A 15,721-nucleotide genomic window follows, 5' to 3' on the forward strand; every position below is an offset into this window, starting at 1 on the left:
CCGTGCCCTTCAACAGCCCCGTCCTGCCCGCGGTCGAACCCGAGGAGTTCAACCAGCGCCCGTTCTTCGAGCGGGTCAAGGTGCTCAGCACCTTCTGGGCCGAGAACGGCTTCGGCAGCCCCAGGCTGCTGCACGTCATCTACCTGGTGAAACTCCTCGGGCTCTCCGCCCTTGGCGGTCTGCTGCTCATCACCTGGACCTCGAACGTGGGCGGCCTGTTCGACGTCCGGCACTGGTGGGACGAGCCGATCGTCTATCAGAAGCTCGTGTTGTGGGTGGCGTTGCTGGAGATCGTCGGTGTGGGTGGCGCGTGGGGCCCGCTCACCGGGCACTTCAAGCCGATGTACGGCGGTGCGCGCTACTGGCTGCGTCCCGGCACGATCCGGCTGCCACCGTGGCCGAGGGCGGTGCCGTTCACCGGGGGTGACGAGCGCGGCGTCGTCGACGCCCTGCTGTACGCGGCGATCCTGGCATCTCTCGCGGTGGCGATCGTGCTACCCGGTGCCGACAGTGCCGCGCTGAGCGCCGCCCGCCCGGAGGCGACCGGCGGCCTGGTCCGGCCCGTGCTGTTCCTCGTCCCGGCCGTCCTGACCGTCCTGCTGGGCCTGCGCGACAAGGTGATCTTCCTGGCCGCCCGTGGTGAGCAGTACGTGCCCGTGATGATCGTCTGCGCCGGACTCGGCTTCACGGACATGATCATCGCCGCGAAACTGGTCATCGTCGTGGTGTGGGTGGGGGCCGCGGTGTCCAAGTTCACCCGCCACTTCGCGTTCGTGGTTCCGCCGATGGTGTCCAACGCGCCGTTCATGCCCAAGTCCGTACGGCTGAAGCACTACCGAAACGCCCCCGAGGACCTGCGTCCCTCCGGCTTCGCCCGGTTCATGGCGCATGTGCTGGGCACGACCGCCGAGTTCGTCGTACCTCTCATCCTGCTGCTGAGCACCGACCGCGAGCTGACCCTGGTCGCGGTCGGCTGCATGGTGCTCTTCCACCTGTTCATCACCTCGACGTTCCCCCTCGCGGTGCCGCTGGAGTGGAACGTGCTGTTCGGCTACATCGCGATCTTCCTGTTCGCCGGGTACCCCAACGGCGAGGGCTACGGCGTCCTCGACTTCTCGCAGGGCTGGATGCTCCCGGTGATCGCCGGCGCCCTGCTGTTCTTCCCCGTCCTCGGGAACCTCCGTCCCGACCTGGTCTCCTTCCTGCCCTCGATGCGGCAGTACGCCGGCAACTGGGCCTCGGCCCTCTGGGCGATGGCGCCGGGTGTGGAGGAGCGCCTCAACGAGCTGCCGATCCCGGTCCCGACCCACAACCGGCAGTTGCAGGCCCTGGGTTACCCGGCCCCGGTCGCCGAGCTGACCATGCAGATGTTCATCGCCTGGCGGTCGATGCACAGCCAGGGCAAGGGCCTGCTGTCGGTGTTGCACACCTACCTCGGTGACGACATCGAGACCTATACGGTGCGCGAGGGCGAGATCGGGGCCAACCTGATCGTCGGATGGAACTTCGGTGACGGACACCTTCACGACGACCAGCTGATCGAGGCCGTCCAGCGGCGGCTGAGGTTCGAGCCGGGCGAGTTCGTGGTGGTGTGGGTGGAGTCCCAGCCCCTCCACCGCCGGACACAGGAGTACTTCGTGATGGACGCCGCCCTCGGCGTGGTCGAGCGCGGCCGGTGGGACGTGCGGGACCTGACCGAGGAACAACCCTGGCTCCCGAACGGACCGGTGCCGGTGACCGTGACCTGGCGGCACCCCTCCGACCACCCCGTGCACCACCTCGGCCCCCGGACGGAGACCGGCGAGGAGGCACCGGCGTGACCACCGCCGTCGTGGTCGGCGGCGGGCCCAACGGGCTCGCCGCCGCCATCACCCTCGCCCGGGAGGGGGTATCGGTCACGCTGCTGGAGGCCGCCGCCGAGATCGGCGGCGGCACTCGCTCCGGTGAGGCGATCCTCCCCGGCCTCCTGCACGACCACTGCTCCGCCATCCACCCGATGGCGGTCGGCTCGACGTTCCTGCAGAGCCTGGACCTCGGCCGCTACGGACTGCGGTGGAAACTCCCCGAGATCGACTGCGCGCACCCGCTCGACGACGGCACCGCCGGTGTACTGCGCCGCTCCGTCACCGAGACCGCGGCGGGCCTGGGGCCCGACAGCCGGCGCTGGACACGGCTGTTCGCCCGCCCGGTCGAGGCCTACGACGAACTCGCGCAGGACATCCTCGGACCACTGCTCAGGATCCCAAGACACCCGCTGCTGCTGGCACGGTTCGGCCTGCCCGCGGTACTGCCGGCCACCGTGCTGGCCAAGGCGTTCGCCGGCGAGCAGGCACGAGCCTTGTTCGCCGGGGTGGCCGCCCACGCCTTCCACCCGCTTCACCGGCCGTTCAGCTCCTCGATCGGTCTGGGCATCCTCACCGCCGGACACCGGCACGGGTGGGCCGTGGCCGCCGGCGGCTCACAGTCGATCACCCAGGCGATGGCGGCGCTGCTGCTCGATCTCGGCGGCACGATCCAGACGGGCGCCCGCGTGCGGAGTCATCGTCAGCTGCCGCCGGCCGACATCGTCATCTACGACCTGACGCCCACGGCCGTCGCAGAGATCCTCGGGGACCGACTGCCCGCCCACGTGGCTCGGGCCTACCGGCGGTTCAGGTACGGACCCGGGGCGTTCAAGGTCGACTTCGCCGTGGAGGACGGCGTGCCGTGGACGGCCGAGGCGGCGCGCCGGGCCGGCACCGTGCACCTCGGCGGCACCCTCGCCGAGATCGCCGAGACCGAGCGCCAGATCCATGCCGGACGGATGCCCGAACGGCCGTTCGTCCTGGTCGGCCAGCAGTACCTGGCGGACCCACAGCGTTCGGTGGGAAACGTGCACCCGGTGTGGACCTACGCGCACGTCCCCCACGGCTACACCGGGGACGCCACCGAGGCCGTCATCGCGCAGATAGAGCGATTCGCCCCCGGCTTCCGGGACCGGGTCGTGGGCACCGCCGTACGCACCACGCCCGCGTTCGCCGCGTACAACCCCAACTACGTCGGCGGCAACATCATGACGGGTTCCAAGCACCTCTCCCAGCTTCTCTTCGGGCCCCGCCTCACGCTGAACCCGTACGACGTCGGACTGCCCGGCCACTTCATCTGCTCGGCGGCGACCCCGCCCGGCCCCGGAGCCCACGGCATGTGCGGCGCCCACGCCGCACGGCGTGCCCTGCGCCATCTCGCGCACCGCTGACGGCGGCGGCATGAGCTGGGGCCGGGCCGGGAAACTGCCTCGGCCACCTCCTTGCGGGCGGGTCGGCGCCTCCGGCACCACCCGCTGGAACAGCTCCCACAGTTCGTCCGGCAGCAGGTGTGCGCGACTCTGGTGGTACGCCTGATCGACAGACTCGGCCATCCAGCCGGGGCCGGCCAAGGAAGGCGGCACGGACCCTCTGCGGCCGGTGGACCGGTAGCGGCGCGAGCGGCCCGAACGCCCCCAACGACGAGGGACACGCCTGCACCACCGCGCACATCCTGACGTACGCCGGCGAGCAGGCGGCACCGCCCCGCACGCCGGCCTCAGCGTCGTCGCCTCCGCCGGGCCGGCGAGACGAGGAATTCGCCGGCGCGGGAGGAACAAACCCCTGTCAGTCGCTCGGAGCCGACGTCGTGGTCAGGAAGACGAGGTTGGTCAGGGCGGCCATGGGACCGAACAGCACCGCGTTCCCCATCGCATTGCCCTGCCCAACCGGTCAAAATCACCTTCTCCAAATGGGCGTCGTGCAGGATCGCACAGCGCAGGCTGGTGGAGTACAGGATGAGCGGAAAGGGTTCGTCACACTGTAACCGCGCAACTCCAGCCGCCGGTTGTTCGCCCAGCGCAGCCGTTCGGAGACGATGCCCGCCAGCTCCACCGCGGCATCGGGGCGGCGCAGCAGGAACGCACGCAGCGCCTCGTGGGACACGGACCGCGCGGTCACCGGTCCGCACGCGGTGACCGTCGCCGTACGCGGCATGCCCGCGACCGCCGCCATCTCCCCGATGATGTCCCCGCCGAGCCGGATGGCCAGCAGGGACTCCCGGCCGTTCTCCGCGGTCGCCGTGACCTTGGCGAGGCAGGAGAGCAGCAGAAGCGTGTGGCGGTCGGTGTTTCCCTGACGGATCAGCAGGTCCTTGGCGCCGAAGTCGCGTGGGCGCCCGAGCGCCAGCAGGTCTTCGAGCGCCGCGTCGGACAGCCTGCCGAGGAAGCTGCCTCTCGGCCAGCCGGCCCCGTGGTCCGCGTCGTGCGACGGTGCGTACGTCACCTCTCGACGATAGGGCTTCGGCGGCGGACGGCTAAGACCTCTGGCGAACGGTTCTTCCGCGAGGCGGAAGCGGGCATTGCGGCCGGGCCGGGGCCTCCCGACGATGTGGCCACCACCCACTGACGGGAGCCGCAAGCATGCCGCACATGACCGCTTTCGCAAGGAATCAGTGGTACGTCGCCGCCTACAGTGAGGAGGTCGGGCGCGAGTTGCTCGGCCGGACGATCCTCGGGGAGCCGCTCGTCCTCTACCGCGCCGAGGAGGACGGCAGCCCGGTCGCCCTGCACGACCGGTGCGTCCACCGACGCTACCCGCTCTCCTCGAGCGGCCTGGACGGCGACCGGATCGTCTGCGGTTACCACGGTTTCACCTACGACCGCACCGGCGCCTGTGTGTACGTGCCGGGCCAGAAACGCATCCCGCGCACCGCGCGCGTCGCCTCCTACCCGGTGGTGGAGCAGGACTCGCTGGTCTGGGTGTGGATCGGCGACCCGGCGCTCGCCGACCCGCAGACGATCCCGCGGGCCCGCCATCTGGACTCCCCCGGCTGGACCACCGTACGCGGCATGGAGCCCATCGACGCCGACTACGGCCTGCTCGTCGACAACCTCCTGGACCTGTCCCACGAGACGTATCTGCACGGCGGTTACATCGGCACTCCGGAGGTCGCCGAGACGCCCATCACCACCGAGGTGGACGAGGGTGCGGGCGTGGTCCGGGTCAGCCGGCACATGGACGACGCCGAGTGCCCGCCGTTCTACGCCCGTTCGACCGGCATCGCGGGCCGGATCACCCGCTGGCAGGACATCGAGTACCACGCGCCCTGCCTGTATCTGCTGCACAGCCGGATCGCGCCGGTGGGCGCGGTACCGGAGCCGGACGGCAGCGACCCGCACGGCTTCCACACCGAGATCACCTACGCCATAACGCCCTCGGGCGACGGCAAGGTGTACGACTTCTGGGCCGTGTCCCGGGACTGGGCGACCGAGGACGCCGAGGTCACCGAGTTCCTGCGGGCCAACAACCACACCGTCGTCATGCAGGACGTGGACGCGCTCAACCTGCTGCAGCGCACCCTCGGCACCGAACGCACCGGTTACCAGGAGCTGAGCATCAACATCGACACCGGCGGCCTGGCCGCGCGCCGGATCCTGGCCCGGCTGGTGGAGGAGGGCGACAAGCCGGCCGAGGAGGTCCGGTGAGCCCCGGCACCGGCGAGGTCTACCGGATCCACTGGCTGCCGGGCACCGATCTGCTGCACGGCACCTGCCACTGCGGCGCGCAGCACACCGCTGACGACCCGGTGCGGATGTGGGAGTGGATGCTGGCGCATCCCGAAGGACACGACAGCGAAGAGGCCGTACGGTGACCGAACTGGAACTCGTCGTCGCCGCCCGGGAGTTCGCCGCCGACGGGGTGCTGGCCCTGACGCTGCGCGATCCGCTGGGCCATGAGCTGCCCTCCTGGGAGCCCGGCGCCCATGTGGACCTGTTGCTCGGGCCGGGGCTGGAACGGCAGTACTCCCTGTGCGGCGATCCGGCGGACCGGTCAGCGTGGCGGATCGCGGTGCTGCGGGAATGGGACGGGCGGGGTGGATCGGCCCATGTGCACGAGCAGCTGGGCGAGGCAGGGAAGGTACGGGTGCGCGGGCCGCGCAACCACTTCCGGCACGAGCCCGCGCCCCGCTACCGGTTCATCGCGGGCGGCATCGGCATCACCCCGATCCTGCCGATGCTCGCGGCGGCGGAACAGGCGGGCACCGACTGGACGTTGCTCTACGGCGGGCGCACCCGCTCCTCGATGGCGTTCACGCAGGAGCTGGCCCGCTACGGCGACCGGGTCACCCTCGCCCCGCAGGACGAGACCGGCCTGCTCGACCTGGGACCGGTACTGGACGACCTGCCCGACGGCACCCTGGTGTACTGCTGCGGTCCGGGGCCCCTGCTGGACGCCGTCGAGGAGCGCTGTCCGGCCGGAGTGCTGCGGGTGGAGCGCTTCCAGCCGAAGCACCAACAGGCTGGCAGTGACGAGGAGTTCAAGGTCGTCCTGGCGCGCAGCGGTCGTACCGTCACCGTCCCGCCGGAGGTGTCCGTGCTGGACGCGGTGCGCGCCGCCGGGGCCGAGGTGCTGTACTCCTGCACGGAGGGGACCTGCGGCACCTGTGAGACCGATGTGCTGGAGGGCGCCCCGGATCACCGGGACTCGGTCCTCACCGAGGAGGAGCGGTCGGCGGGTGACACGATGATGATCTGCGTGTCCCGCTGCCGGGGCGCCCGTCTGGTGCTGGATCTGTGACGCGGGCCTGAATCAGGACGTCAGGTAGGCCTCCACCTCACTGAACTGCCCTGCCGGCCAGCCCGTGTTGGCGCTGACGGTGAGGCGGAGGTACCGCAGGTTCGTGGTGCTCGGCAGGGCGACCGTGGCCGTGTTTCCGGTGGCGGGGTCGAAGCGGTAGCCCTGGGAGCCCACGACGGTCGAGTAGGCCGAGCCGTCGGTGCTGCCGAGCACCGTGATGGTCTGGGTGCGCGCGCCCCAGGCCGAGGACGGCGGCAGCTTCAGCACCAGGCGGCGTACGGCGTAGGACGAGCCGAGGTCGACCGTCCAGGACTGCGGGAAGGCGTTGTTGGTGGACTCCCAGTAGGAGTTCGCGTCGCCGTCGACCGCCTTGCCGGGCGTGTAGACGTCCTGGGAGCCGGTCGCGGTGGCCGGCCGGCCCTTGGCGAGGTTGCGGTTCGGGTCCGGTTCGGGGTTGCCCTGGCCGGGCTGCGGCCAGGTCGAGCAGTCCGACCAGGTGCTGCTCCACCCGGAGTTGCCGCCGCCGTCGGTGAGGGTGAAGGAGCCGGAGTTCGCCGGGTAGGGGCAGTTGTAGACGCCGGCGGCGCCGACCTGGGTGGCGGTGACGTTCTTGAAGGTGGCCGCGCCCTGCGCCTCGGCCTGGACGGCGACCGTTCCGGTTTTCCTCACCGTCGCGCCGGTCACGTTGACGTTCCTCACCGGGTAGCCCTGTCCGCCGCCGGAGACGAACTCGAAGGCGCTGTACGGGCTGTCGGTGATCGTGGTGTCGGTGATGTTGACGGTGGCGTTGATCGCGCTGTCGTAGGAGTCGACCCGCAGCGCGCCCATCGGATGGTTCCAGTTGGGGTTCATCGCCCCGGTGCGGACCAGGGTGTTGCCGTCGACCGTGATGGTGCCGGACAGCGGCTGGAAGGGGTCCATGAACTTCTGGTTGGAGATCGCGATGCCGCTGCCGAGGGCGTTGGTGTCGGAGATCAGGTTGTTCTTCACGGAGAGGTCCGTGCCGCCGTAGATCGCGATGCCGTTGGCGAGGTTGGGCTGCGAGATCGTGTTGTTCTCGAAGCTGGAGTTCGTGTCCGGCGAGTACAGCGACCACATGGCGAGCGCGTCGTCGCCCTGGTTGCGGAGGAAGTTGTCGCGGACGACGACGCCCTTGGCGGTGCCGTTGAGGTTGATGCCGTCGGCGGTGGTGTCGAGGAAGCGGTTGTTCTCCACCACCAGGTTGTCGTTGGTGCCGGTCAGCCACATGCCGCACTTCATGTGCTGGATCCACATGCCGGAGACGGAGGAGTTCGGGCCGAGGGAGCCGTTGACGAAGTTGTCGGGGCTGGAGTCGACGCGCTCGGTGACCTCGCCGATCACCGCGAAGTCCTTGATGTGGACGTTCCCGGAGGAGCCGGACTGGTCGATGAACCGGGAGGTGTGCACCACCGAGTACCAGCTGCCGGCCCCCTGGAGGGTCACGTTCTGCACGCCGTTGAGCGACGAGGTGATCCGGTAGTCACCCGGCGGGATCCACACCGTCCCGCCCTGGGCGGCGGCGATGGCGTCCCGGAAGGCCTGGGTGGAGTCGCCGTTGCCGCTGGGGTCGGCGCCCTTGGAGACGACGGACACCGAGCCGGCGGGCTGGGAGGCGGGCGCCGCGACCTGCTCGAAGTCGGCGACGTCGACCGTGACCTGGGTACCGGTCGCCTCGACGGCGACCTTGTCGCCGGGCTGGACGTTCCGGCCCAGCAGCAGCCGGGCGTTGTCGAAGAAGTGGTGCGTCTTGGCGCCGGGGATCCATCCGGTGTCGATGTACGAGTACTTGGCGGTGCCCAGGATGGTCTTGGCGAGCTTGGTGCCGTTGACGTACACGTTCAGCGAGCCCGACTGACCGTCCGGGACGCTGTATGCGATGTTCAGCGCGTTGGAGGCCCGCGGCGCGGTGAACTCCACCCGCTGCCCGGCCGACAGCCGGACCGCCTGCCGTCCGGAGGCCTCCGAGGCCAGGGTGCCCTGTGTGTAGTCGGGGCCGATCTTCGTGCCGGTGGTGGTCGCCGACTCGGCCTCCACGGAGGTGAAGGGGAGGGCGGCGCCCGAGGCCGCGTGGGCGGCGGGGGCCATGGCGGTCAGCATGCCGGCCGCGAGGGCGACGACCGCCGCGATGGCCAGCATGCGCCTGACATATCCGCTCGTGCTGCTGTGCATGTGCTGATCCCTTCGTGGTGGGGGTGTGCGGGACAGCTGGTGCGGAGCACCGGACCGGCCGAGCCCGGGTCCGGCGCGCGGGCGCGGCTCAGGCGTGCAGCCAGGCCGCCGTGTCCTGGGGCAGCCGGCCCGCGTCGTCCAGTGGGCCGCTGCTCAGCAGGAGTCGGGAGTGCGCGGGGAGGTCGACGGGCGCGGGCGCGAAGTTGACCACGCACATCGCTCCCGCGGCGCGGGTGAAGGCCAGGACCCCCTCGGGGGCGGGCAGCCAGGTCAGGGGGCCCTCGCCGAAGACCGGACGGGTGGCGATGGCCTCGCGGTAGAGGGAGAGCATGGAGCCGGGGTCCCGCTGCTGAAGGTCGACCGCATACGAGGGCCAGTCGGCCGGCTGCGGCAGCCAGGGCTCCTGCTGTGCGCCGAACCCCGCATACGGCATACCGGCGGCCCACGGTAGCGGCACCCGGCAGCCGTCCCGGCCGGGGTCGGCTCCCTGCGAGCGGTGGTATATCGGATCCTGTATCCGCTCGACGGGGATCTCGGCCTCCGGCAGCCCCAGCTCCTCCCCCTGGTAGACGTACACCGCGCCCGGCAGGGCCAGCGACAGCAGGGCGGCGGCCCGGGCCCGCCGGGTGCCGAGCGCCGGATCGGTCGGCGTGCCGAAGGCCTTGGCGGCGAAGTCGAACCCGGTGTCCTCGCGGCCGTAGCGGGTGACCGTGCGCGTGACGTCGTGGTTGCACAGCACCCAGGTGGCCGGGGCGCCGACGGGGGCGTGCTCGGCGAGGGTGGTGTCGATCGCGGCACGCAGCCGGCCGGCGTCCCAGGGGCAGGACAGGAAGGAGAAGTTGAAGGCGGTGTGGAGTTCGTCGGGGCGCAGATAGCGGGCGAAGCGCTCGGCGTCGGGCAGCCACACCTCGCCGACGAAGACGCCGTCGTAGTCGTCCGCCACACGCCGCCAGGAGCGGTAGATGTCGTGGAGTTCGTCGCGGTCGACGAACGGGTGCGGTTCGGGGTGGGAGGCGAGGTCGGGCAGGGCCGGGTCCTTGGCGAGCAGGGCGGCCGAGTCGATGCGGACGCCGGCGACACCCCGCTCGAACCAGAACCGCAGGATGTCCTCGTGTTCCTGGCGGACGGCCGGGTGGGCCCAGTTGAGGTCCGGCTGCTCGGGCGTGAACAGGTGCAGATACCAGTCCCCGTCGGGCAGGCGCGTCCACACCGGTTCGGTGGAGCCGGCGAACTGCGACGGCCAGTCGTTCGGCGGGAGTTCGCCGTGCGCGCCGCGTCCCGGCCGGAAGTGGAACAGTGCGCGCTCCGGGCTGCCGGGCCCGGCGGCGAGCGCCGCGCGGAACCAGGGATGCCGGTCGGAGACGTGGTTGGGCACGATGTCGACGATGGTCCGGATGCCCAGCTCGCTCGCCTCGGCGATGAGTTTCTCCGCCTCGGCGAGGGTGCCGAAGGCCGGATCGATGGTCCGGTAGTCGGCGACGTCGTAGCCGCCGTCCTTCATCGGTGACAGGTACCAGGGGGTGAACCACAGGGCTTCCACGCCGAGTTCGGCGAGATACGGCAGCCGGGCGCGGACGCCCGCGAGGTCGCCGGTGCCGTCGCCGTCGCCGTCCGCGAAGCTGCGGACGTAGACCTGGTAGATGACGGCCGAGCGCCACCAGTCGCGGTCCTTTCGGGCATGGGTGGGCTGTCCCACGGAGCTTGACCTTTCTGTGAGGCGGTGCGGCGCCTTCGGTGAGGCGGCGCGGCGGCATCAGCCCTTGGTGCTGCCCGCGCTGATCCCGGCGATGATGTGCCGCTGGAAGACGAGGAACAGCGCCACCATCGGCACACTGGCGATCACCATCGCGGCGATGAGCACGGTGAGCTGGATGTTCTGCGACAGCTGGACCAGGGCCACGCTGATCGGCTGCTTGTCGGTGTCGGAGAAGACCATCAGCGGCCACAGGAAGTCCTGCCAGACGGCGACCAGCGCGAAGATCGACACCACGCCGAGCACCGGCCGGGACATGGGCAGCACCACCGACCACAGGATCCGCAGCCTGCCGGCGCCGTCGATCTCGGCCGCCTCCAGGACCTCGCGCGGCAACTGGTCGAAGAACCGTTTGAGCAGATAGAGGTTGAAGGCGTTGGCGACCGCCGGCAGCCAGATGGCGAGGGGGTCGTTGAGCAGGCTGGTGTGGAGCAGCGGCAGGTCGGCGACCGTCAGGTACTTCGGCACGACCAGGGCCTGCGCCGGGACCATGAGGGTGGCCAGGATGCCGCCGAGGATCACCTTGCCGAAGGCGGGCTTCAGCTTGGACAGGGCGTAGGCGGCGGCCGTGCAGAACACCAGCTGGAAGGCCCAGGCGCCGGCCGCCTGCACCACCGTGTTCCACAGGTGCTGCGGCAGCTGCATCAGGTCCCAGGCGTCGGTGTAGCCGCCGAGGCGCCAGTGTTCCGGGACGATCGTCGGCGGCGTCCGGGCCACCTCGTCCGGCGACTTCATCGCGCCGGTCACCATCCAGTACACCGGGAAGAGGAACGCCATCGCGAAGAGGACGACGACGGCCGTGAACACGGTCCAGTAGACCGCCCTGCCGCGCGGGCGGGCGAGGGTGGCCGGGGAGATCAGGGTGCGGGTGCTCATGCGCTGTCCCCCTCGGTGCGGGTGAGCCGCAGATAGACGGCGGAGAAGGCGCCGAGCAGGACCAGGAGCATGACGCTGAGGGCGCAGGCGCCGCCGAAGTCGTTGTAGAGGAAGGCATACTTGTAGATCAGGTAGAGCACGGTCACCGTGGCGTTCTCCGGTCCGCCGCCGGTGATGACGAACGGCTCGGTGAACACCTGCATGGTGGCGATGATCTGCAGGAGCATCAGCATCAGGATCACGAACCGGGTCTGCGGGACGGTGACGTGCCGGACGCGCTGGAGCAGGTTCGCGCCGTCCAGTTCGGCGGCCTCGTACAGCTCGCCGGGGATCGACTGCAGGGCTGCGAGGTAGATGAGGACGGTGCCGCCCATGTTCGCCCACGTCGCCACGATCACCAGGGAGACCAGCGCGGTGTCGGCGCCGTTGGACCAGTTGGACGTCGGCAGGTGCACCAAGCGCAGCGCCTCGTTGGCGAGACCGGCTCCGGGGTCGTAGAACCACTTCCACAGCAGGGCGCTGACCACCGGCGGGATCATCACCGGTAGATAGACCACGACCCTGAAGAAGGCCTTGGCGTGGCGGAGTTCGCCCAGGACGAGGGCGAGGAGGAAGGGGATCGCGAAGCCGATCAGCAGGGCCAGCAGGGTGAAGGTGAGCGTGTTGCGCCAGGCCGCGCCGAATTCGGGGTCGTGCAGGACACGGGTGAAGTTGGCGGTGCCGACCCACTCCGGATCCGAGCCCGGCGTGTACTTCTGGAAGGCGATGACGACCGCGCGGATCGCCGGGTACCAGGAGAACAGGGCGAAGCAGACGAGGCCGCCGAGGAGGAAGGCGTAGGCGCGGGCCTGGTCGGCGAGGCGGCGCCGCCTCCGGCCCCCTACCGGGGGCGGCGCCGGGACCGGGTGGACGGCGGCAGGCGTCACGGGCCGCCGTTCGGCCGTCTTCGTCATGGCGGTCAGCTCCGGGCCAGGATGCCGTCGATCTTGCCGGACGCGTCCTTGAGGAGCTGGTCGATGTCGGCGTCCTTCTTGGTGAGGACGGCGGAGACGGTGGAGTCGAGGACGGAGTAGATCTGCTGGGCGTCGGGCGGCTCGATCTTCATCTGCAGTTGCTGGTTGCCGTCGAGGAAGGCCTGGTAGTTCCCGACCGGCACATTGGCGTTGGCCTTCTTGACCTGCTGGTCCTTGGTGTCGGCGGCGCCGGTGAACAGGCGCGGCTCGGGCAGGCCGACGGGGGCGTCGTTCTTCTTGGCGCGGGCGTAGTCGCCGAGGAAACCGGTTCCCGGGGTGAGGAACATGTGGTCCAGCCACTTCAGGCCGGCCCGGATCTGGGCGGGCGTGTCGTGCTTGTTGAACATGTAGCCGTCGCCGCCGATGAGCGTGGCCTTGCCGCCGGGCATCGGGCCGATGGCGATGTCGTCGTAGTTCGCGCCCTTCTCCTTGACCAGGATGGGGATGTTGTCGGGGGCGGCGAGATACATGCCGAGCTTGCCCGAACCCATCATCTGCTGCACGTCGTTGATGACGAGGAGCTGCTTGCTGCCCATCGAGTCGTCGGTCCACCGCATGTCGTGCAGGGTCTGCAGGACGGCGTGGCCCTCGGGGGTGTCGATGGTGGCCTTCTTGCCGTCGGCGCCGACGACGTCGCCGCCCTGTGCGTACAGCTCGGCGGTGAAGTGCCAGCCGCCCTGGTTCTGGGCGCTGTAGTCGGCATAGCCGACGGTGCCGTCTCCGAGGGCGGCGATCTTCTTGGCGTCGGCGCGGACCTCGTCCCACGTCGTCGGGGGCTTGTCGGGGTCGAGGCCGGCCTTCCGGAAGAGCTTGCGGTTGTAGATCAGCCCCATGCTGTATCCGGTACGCGGTATGCCGTAGACCTTTCCGTCCACGGTGTAGATGTCGCGCAGCTGCTTCTGGATGGTGTCGTAGGACTTCAGGTCCTTCAGGTACGGCGTGAGGTCGGCCGCCTGGTTGATGTCCACGACGTGCCTGGCGTCGGTGAAGTACGTGTAGAAGACGTCTTCCATCTGGCCGCCGGCGAGCTTGGCGTCGAAGGTCTTCGGGTCCTGGCAGGGGAAGGCGTCGTGTGCGACGACGTCGATGTCCGGGTTCTGCTTGGCGAAGGAGGCGAGGTCGTCCTCGAAGAACCTCCGGTCGACCTTGGCGCTCTTGGGCGGCTCGCAGTTGACGGTGATGCGTGTCTTGCCGCCGGCCGAGTCGTCGCCGCTGCCCGAGCCGCAGGCGGTGGCGGCGAGGGCGAGCGAGGAACACACGCCGATCGCAACGAAGGTACGGCGGAACCCGGTGCTTGTCATCGGTGGACCCCCTGATGGCACTCATGGCAGGAGCGGTGGGCGCCGCACACTCAAGCACCGCCGACATCGGTCCGCAAGATGTCGCGCGAGTTCTGTAATTATTTGACACCGAGCTGGATCTTTCCGATCACCCTCGGGAACTCAGCCGCGCGGGGCCTGCGCGGTGGATCCGCGTACCACCAGCTCGGGCTCGAACAGCAGCTCCTCGGCTGGTACGGCGGTGCCGCCGATCTGCGCGTTCAGCAGCTCCACGGCCGCGCGGCCCATGGACTCGATGGGCTGGCGGACGGTGGTGAGCGGGGGCTCGGTGCAGTTCATGAAGGCCGAGTCGTCGTAGCCGACGACCGAGATCCGCCCCGGCACGTCGTACCCCTTGCGGCGGGCGGCCCTGACCGCGCCGAGCGCCAGGGGGTCGGACGCGCAGATGATGCCGGTGACACCCCGGTCGATCAGCCGGGAGGCGGCGGCGTGACCGCCCTCGATGGAGAAGATCGCCCGGGCGACGAACTCCTCCGGCAGGTCGGCGGCGATCGCCCGCGCGGCGGCCAGCTTGCGCGCCGAGGGCACGTGGTCGCCGGGGCCGAGGACCAGCCCGATGCGTTCGTGGCCGAGGGAGGCCAGATGCCGCCACGCCTGCTCGACGGCGACGGCGTCGTCGCAGGACACGCCCGGGAAACCGAGGTGTTCGATGGCTGCGTTGACCAGCACCACGGGGATGTTGCGCTCGGCGAGCAGCCGGTAGTGGTCGTGCGGGGCGTCCGCCTGCGCGTACAGGCCGCCGGCGAAGACGACGCCGGAGACCTGCTGTTGCAGCAGCAGTTCGACGTAGTCCGCCTCCGAGACGCCGCCCTTGGTCTGCGTGCACAGCACCGGGGTGAGTCCGAGCTGGGCCAGCGCGCCGCCGATGACCTCGGCGAACGCCGGGAAGATGGGGTTCTGCAGCTCCGGCAGGACCAGGCCGACGAGCCGGGCGCGTTCGCCGCGCAGCTGGGTCGGGCGCTCGTAACCGAGGACGTCCAGGGCCGTCAGCACGGCCTGCCGGGTGGCGTCGGAGACCCCGGGTTTGCCGTTGAGCACCCGGCTGACGGTCGCTTCGCTGACGCCGACCTTCTTCGCCACTTCCGCAAGTCGTCGTGTCATGCACGCAAGCGTAGCGCAAGTCATGCAAGTGGCTTGCGGAAGGGTGGCAGGGCGCTCGCCCTTCGACCCGGCGCCGCCGGCGACCTGAACGCCGGCGGTGCCGGGTCAGTTCTCGGGGGTCGGGACGACCGTGAGATGGGCCGCCGTGCCTCGCGAGCGGCGCGGGCGGCGTACGGGGGCGGCGGGCCGGCGGTTCTCGCGCAGGACCATCGAAAGGCGCCGGTAACCGAGGTCGCGCAGGGCCTCCGGCGTCTCCTCGACGACGCGGCACTCGGTGGGGCCGCGCCGCGGGTCGGGGTGGAGCAGCAGCCGGACGGCCCCGTCGAGCCGGGTCGCGCGCTCGCCGACGGCATGGATCCAGTGCGGCAGGCCCTGGCGGTAGGCGGCCTCCATGAGCGGGTCCTGGGCGATGTCCCGGCGGATGGCCTGGAGTTCGTGGTCGTGACCGTACGTCTCCAGAGCGGCCTTGAGGTGGGCCAGCATCGGCAGGCACCAGCCCTGCTCGTGCTCGCCGAGGATGTCGCCCGCGTCCGGATGGAAGAGGACGAACCGCAGGAAGTTGTCCCCGGGCATGGCCGTCGCCTGCCGGCGCATCCCGCGGAAAAGTGTCTCGAACGCGCCGTTGGCCATGACGACGTCCCAGCGGTGGTCGACGACCAGGGACGGGCAGACCTGGGATTCCAGCAGTACGGCGTAGTCCTGGAGGTACGCCTGGGTCTCGCAGGTGTCGGGGACGGGCCGCGGTTCCGGCCGCTGCCCTCCTGCCTGATGTGCCATCGGGAGGTCACCCCTCTTGCCTCTGCGGCCTTCACGCGGCCCTGCGATCCTGCGGCCCGCGACAAGACCGTGTCAACTATCGTGGCATTC

Annotated in this window: 13 protein-coding genes; 5 read left to right on the plus strand and 8 right to left on the minus strand. The window is 70.3% G+C overall.

Annotated elements, in window-relative coordinates:
• Window positions 1-2 precede the first annotated feature (2 nt).
• Window positions 3-1,820, plus strand: a complete 1,818-nt coding sequence (locus ACIBJF_RS18235; protein WP_399174737.1) for a DUF3556 domain-containing protein — start codon at window positions 3-5, stop codon at window positions 1,818-1,820.
• Complete coding sequence (locus tag ACIBJF_RS18240; RefSeq protein ID WP_399174738.1) at window positions 1,817-3,235, plus strand: phytoene desaturase family protein; 1,419 nt, start codon at window positions 1,817-1,819, stop codon at window positions 3,233-3,235. The genes ACIBJF_RS18235 and ACIBJF_RS18240 overlap by 4 nt, the downstream gene beginning before the upstream one ends.
• A 505-nt stretch (window positions 3,236-3,740) precedes the next feature.
• Here the strand turns inward: ACIBJF_RS18240 and ACIBJF_RS18245 are convergent.
• The gene (locus ACIBJF_RS18245; RefSeq protein WP_399174740.1) at window positions 3,741-4,286 is read right to left on the minus strand and encodes a Crp/Fnr family transcriptional regulator; all 546 of its coding nucleotides are present in this window, start codon (window positions 4,284-4,286) and stop codon (window positions 3,741-3,743) included.
• Between the two features lie 137 nt (window positions 4,287-4,423).
• Between ACIBJF_RS18245 and ACIBJF_RS18250 the strand changes: the two genes are divergently transcribed.
• The 3 genes from ACIBJF_RS18250 to ACIBJF_RS18260 are packed head-to-tail and all read left to right on the plus strand — an operon-like array spanning window position 4,424 to window position 6,581.
• The gene (locus ACIBJF_RS18250; RefSeq protein ID WP_399174741.1) at window positions 4,424-5,488 is read left to right on the plus strand and encodes a Rieske 2Fe-2S domain-containing protein; all 1,065 of its coding nucleotides are present in this window, start codon (window positions 4,424-4,426) and stop codon (window positions 5,486-5,488) included.
• Window positions 5,485-5,655 carry a hypothetical protein gene (locus ACIBJF_RS18255; RefSeq protein WP_399174743.1) on the plus strand — a complete coding sequence of 57 codons (171 nt, stop codon included), beginning with the start codon at window positions 5,485-5,487 and terminating at the stop codon, window positions 5,653-5,655. The genes ACIBJF_RS18250 and ACIBJF_RS18255 overlap by 4 nt, the downstream gene beginning before the upstream one ends.
• Window positions 5,652-6,581, plus strand: a complete 930-nt coding sequence (locus ACIBJF_RS18260; RefSeq protein WP_399174744.1) for a PDR/VanB family oxidoreductase — start codon at window positions 5,652-5,654, stop codon at window positions 6,579-6,581. Before ACIBJF_RS18255 ends, ACIBJF_RS18260 begins: the two co-directional genes overlap by 4 nt.
• A 12-nt stretch (window positions 6,582-6,593) precedes the next feature.
• Here ACIBJF_RS18260 and ACIBJF_RS18265 read toward each other — a convergent pair whose 3' ends face one another.
• The 7 genes from ACIBJF_RS18265 to ACIBJF_RS18295 form a co-directional block, all read right to left on the minus strand.
• Window positions 6,594-8,771, minus strand: a complete 2,178-nt coding sequence (locus ACIBJF_RS18265; RefSeq protein ID WP_399174745.1) for a discoidin domain-containing protein — start codon at window positions 8,769-8,771, stop codon at window positions 6,594-6,596.
• An 88-nt stretch (window positions 8,772-8,859) separates the two neighbouring features.
• On the minus strand, window positions 8,860-10,467 hold the full coding sequence (locus ACIBJF_RS18270; protein WP_399174747.1) for an alpha-amylase family glycosyl hydrolase: 1,608 nt from the start codon (window positions 10,465-10,467) through the stop codon (window positions 8,860-8,862).
• Between the two features lie 57 nt (window positions 10,468-10,524).
• The gene (locus tag ACIBJF_RS18275; RefSeq protein WP_399174749.1) at window positions 10,525-11,400 is read right to left on the minus strand and encodes a carbohydrate ABC transporter permease; all 876 of its coding nucleotides are present in this window, start codon (window positions 11,398-11,400) and stop codon (window positions 10,525-10,527) included.
• On the minus strand, window positions 11,397-12,353 hold the full coding sequence (locus ACIBJF_RS18280) for a carbohydrate ABC transporter permease (RefSeq protein ID WP_399174751.1): 957 nt from the start codon (window positions 12,351-12,353) through the stop codon (window positions 11,397-11,399). Before ACIBJF_RS18280 ends, ACIBJF_RS18275 begins: the two co-directional genes overlap by 4 nt.
• A 5-nt stretch (window positions 12,354-12,358) precedes the next feature.
• Complete coding sequence (locus ACIBJF_RS18285; protein ID WP_399174753.1) at window positions 12,359-13,714, minus strand: ABC transporter substrate-binding protein; 1,356 nt, start codon at window positions 13,712-13,714, stop codon at window positions 12,359-12,361.
• 141 nt (window positions 13,715-13,855) lie between these two features.
• Complete coding sequence (locus ACIBJF_RS18290; RefSeq protein ID WP_351806903.1) at window positions 13,856-14,854, minus strand: LacI family DNA-binding transcriptional regulator; 999 nt, start codon at window positions 14,852-14,854, stop codon at window positions 13,856-13,858.
• A gap of 105 nt (window positions 14,855-14,959) precedes the next feature.
• Window positions 14,960-15,631: a hypothetical protein gene (locus tag ACIBJF_RS18295; protein WP_399174755.1), complete on the minus strand. Its 672-nt coding sequence runs from the start codon at window positions 15,629-15,631 to the stop codon at window positions 14,960-14,962.
• Window positions 15,632-15,721: the final 90 nt, after the last annotated feature.

The sequence above is a fragment of the Streptomyces sp. NPDC050743 genome (assembly GCF_044456925.1).
Taxonomy (GTDB): Bacteria; Actinomycetota; Actinomycetes; order Streptomycetales; family Streptomycetaceae; genus Streptomyces.

Coding starts and splice junctions, on each gene's coding strand:
- ACIBJF_RS18250 (WP_399174741.1), top strand. CDS start 4,424: ATGCCGCACATGACCGCTTTCGCAAGGAATCAGTGGTACGTCGCCGCC.
- ACIBJF_RS18265 (WP_399174745.1), bottom strand. CDS start 8,771: ATGCACAGCAGCACGAGCGGATATGTCAGGCGCATGCTGGCCATCGCG.
- ACIBJF_RS18275 (WP_399174749.1), bottom strand. CDS start 11,400: ATGAGCACCCGCACCCTGATCTCCCCGGCCACCCTCGCCCGCCCGCGC.
- ACIBJF_RS18280 (WP_399174751.1), bottom strand. CDS start 12,353: ATGACGAAGACGGCCGAACGGCGGCCCGTGACGCCTGCCGCCGTCCAC.
- ACIBJF_RS18285 (WP_399174753.1), bottom strand. CDS start 13,714: ATGACAAGCACCGGGTTCCGCCGTACCTTCGTTGCGATCGGCGTGTGT.
- ACIBJF_RS18290 (WP_351806903.1), bottom strand. CDS start 14,854: ATGACACGACGACTTGCGGAAGTGGCGAAGAAGGTCGGCGTCAGCGAA.
- ACIBJF_RS18295 (WP_399174755.1), bottom strand. CDS start 15,631: ATGGCACATCAGGCAGGAGGGCAGCGGCCGGAACCGCGGCCCGTCCCC.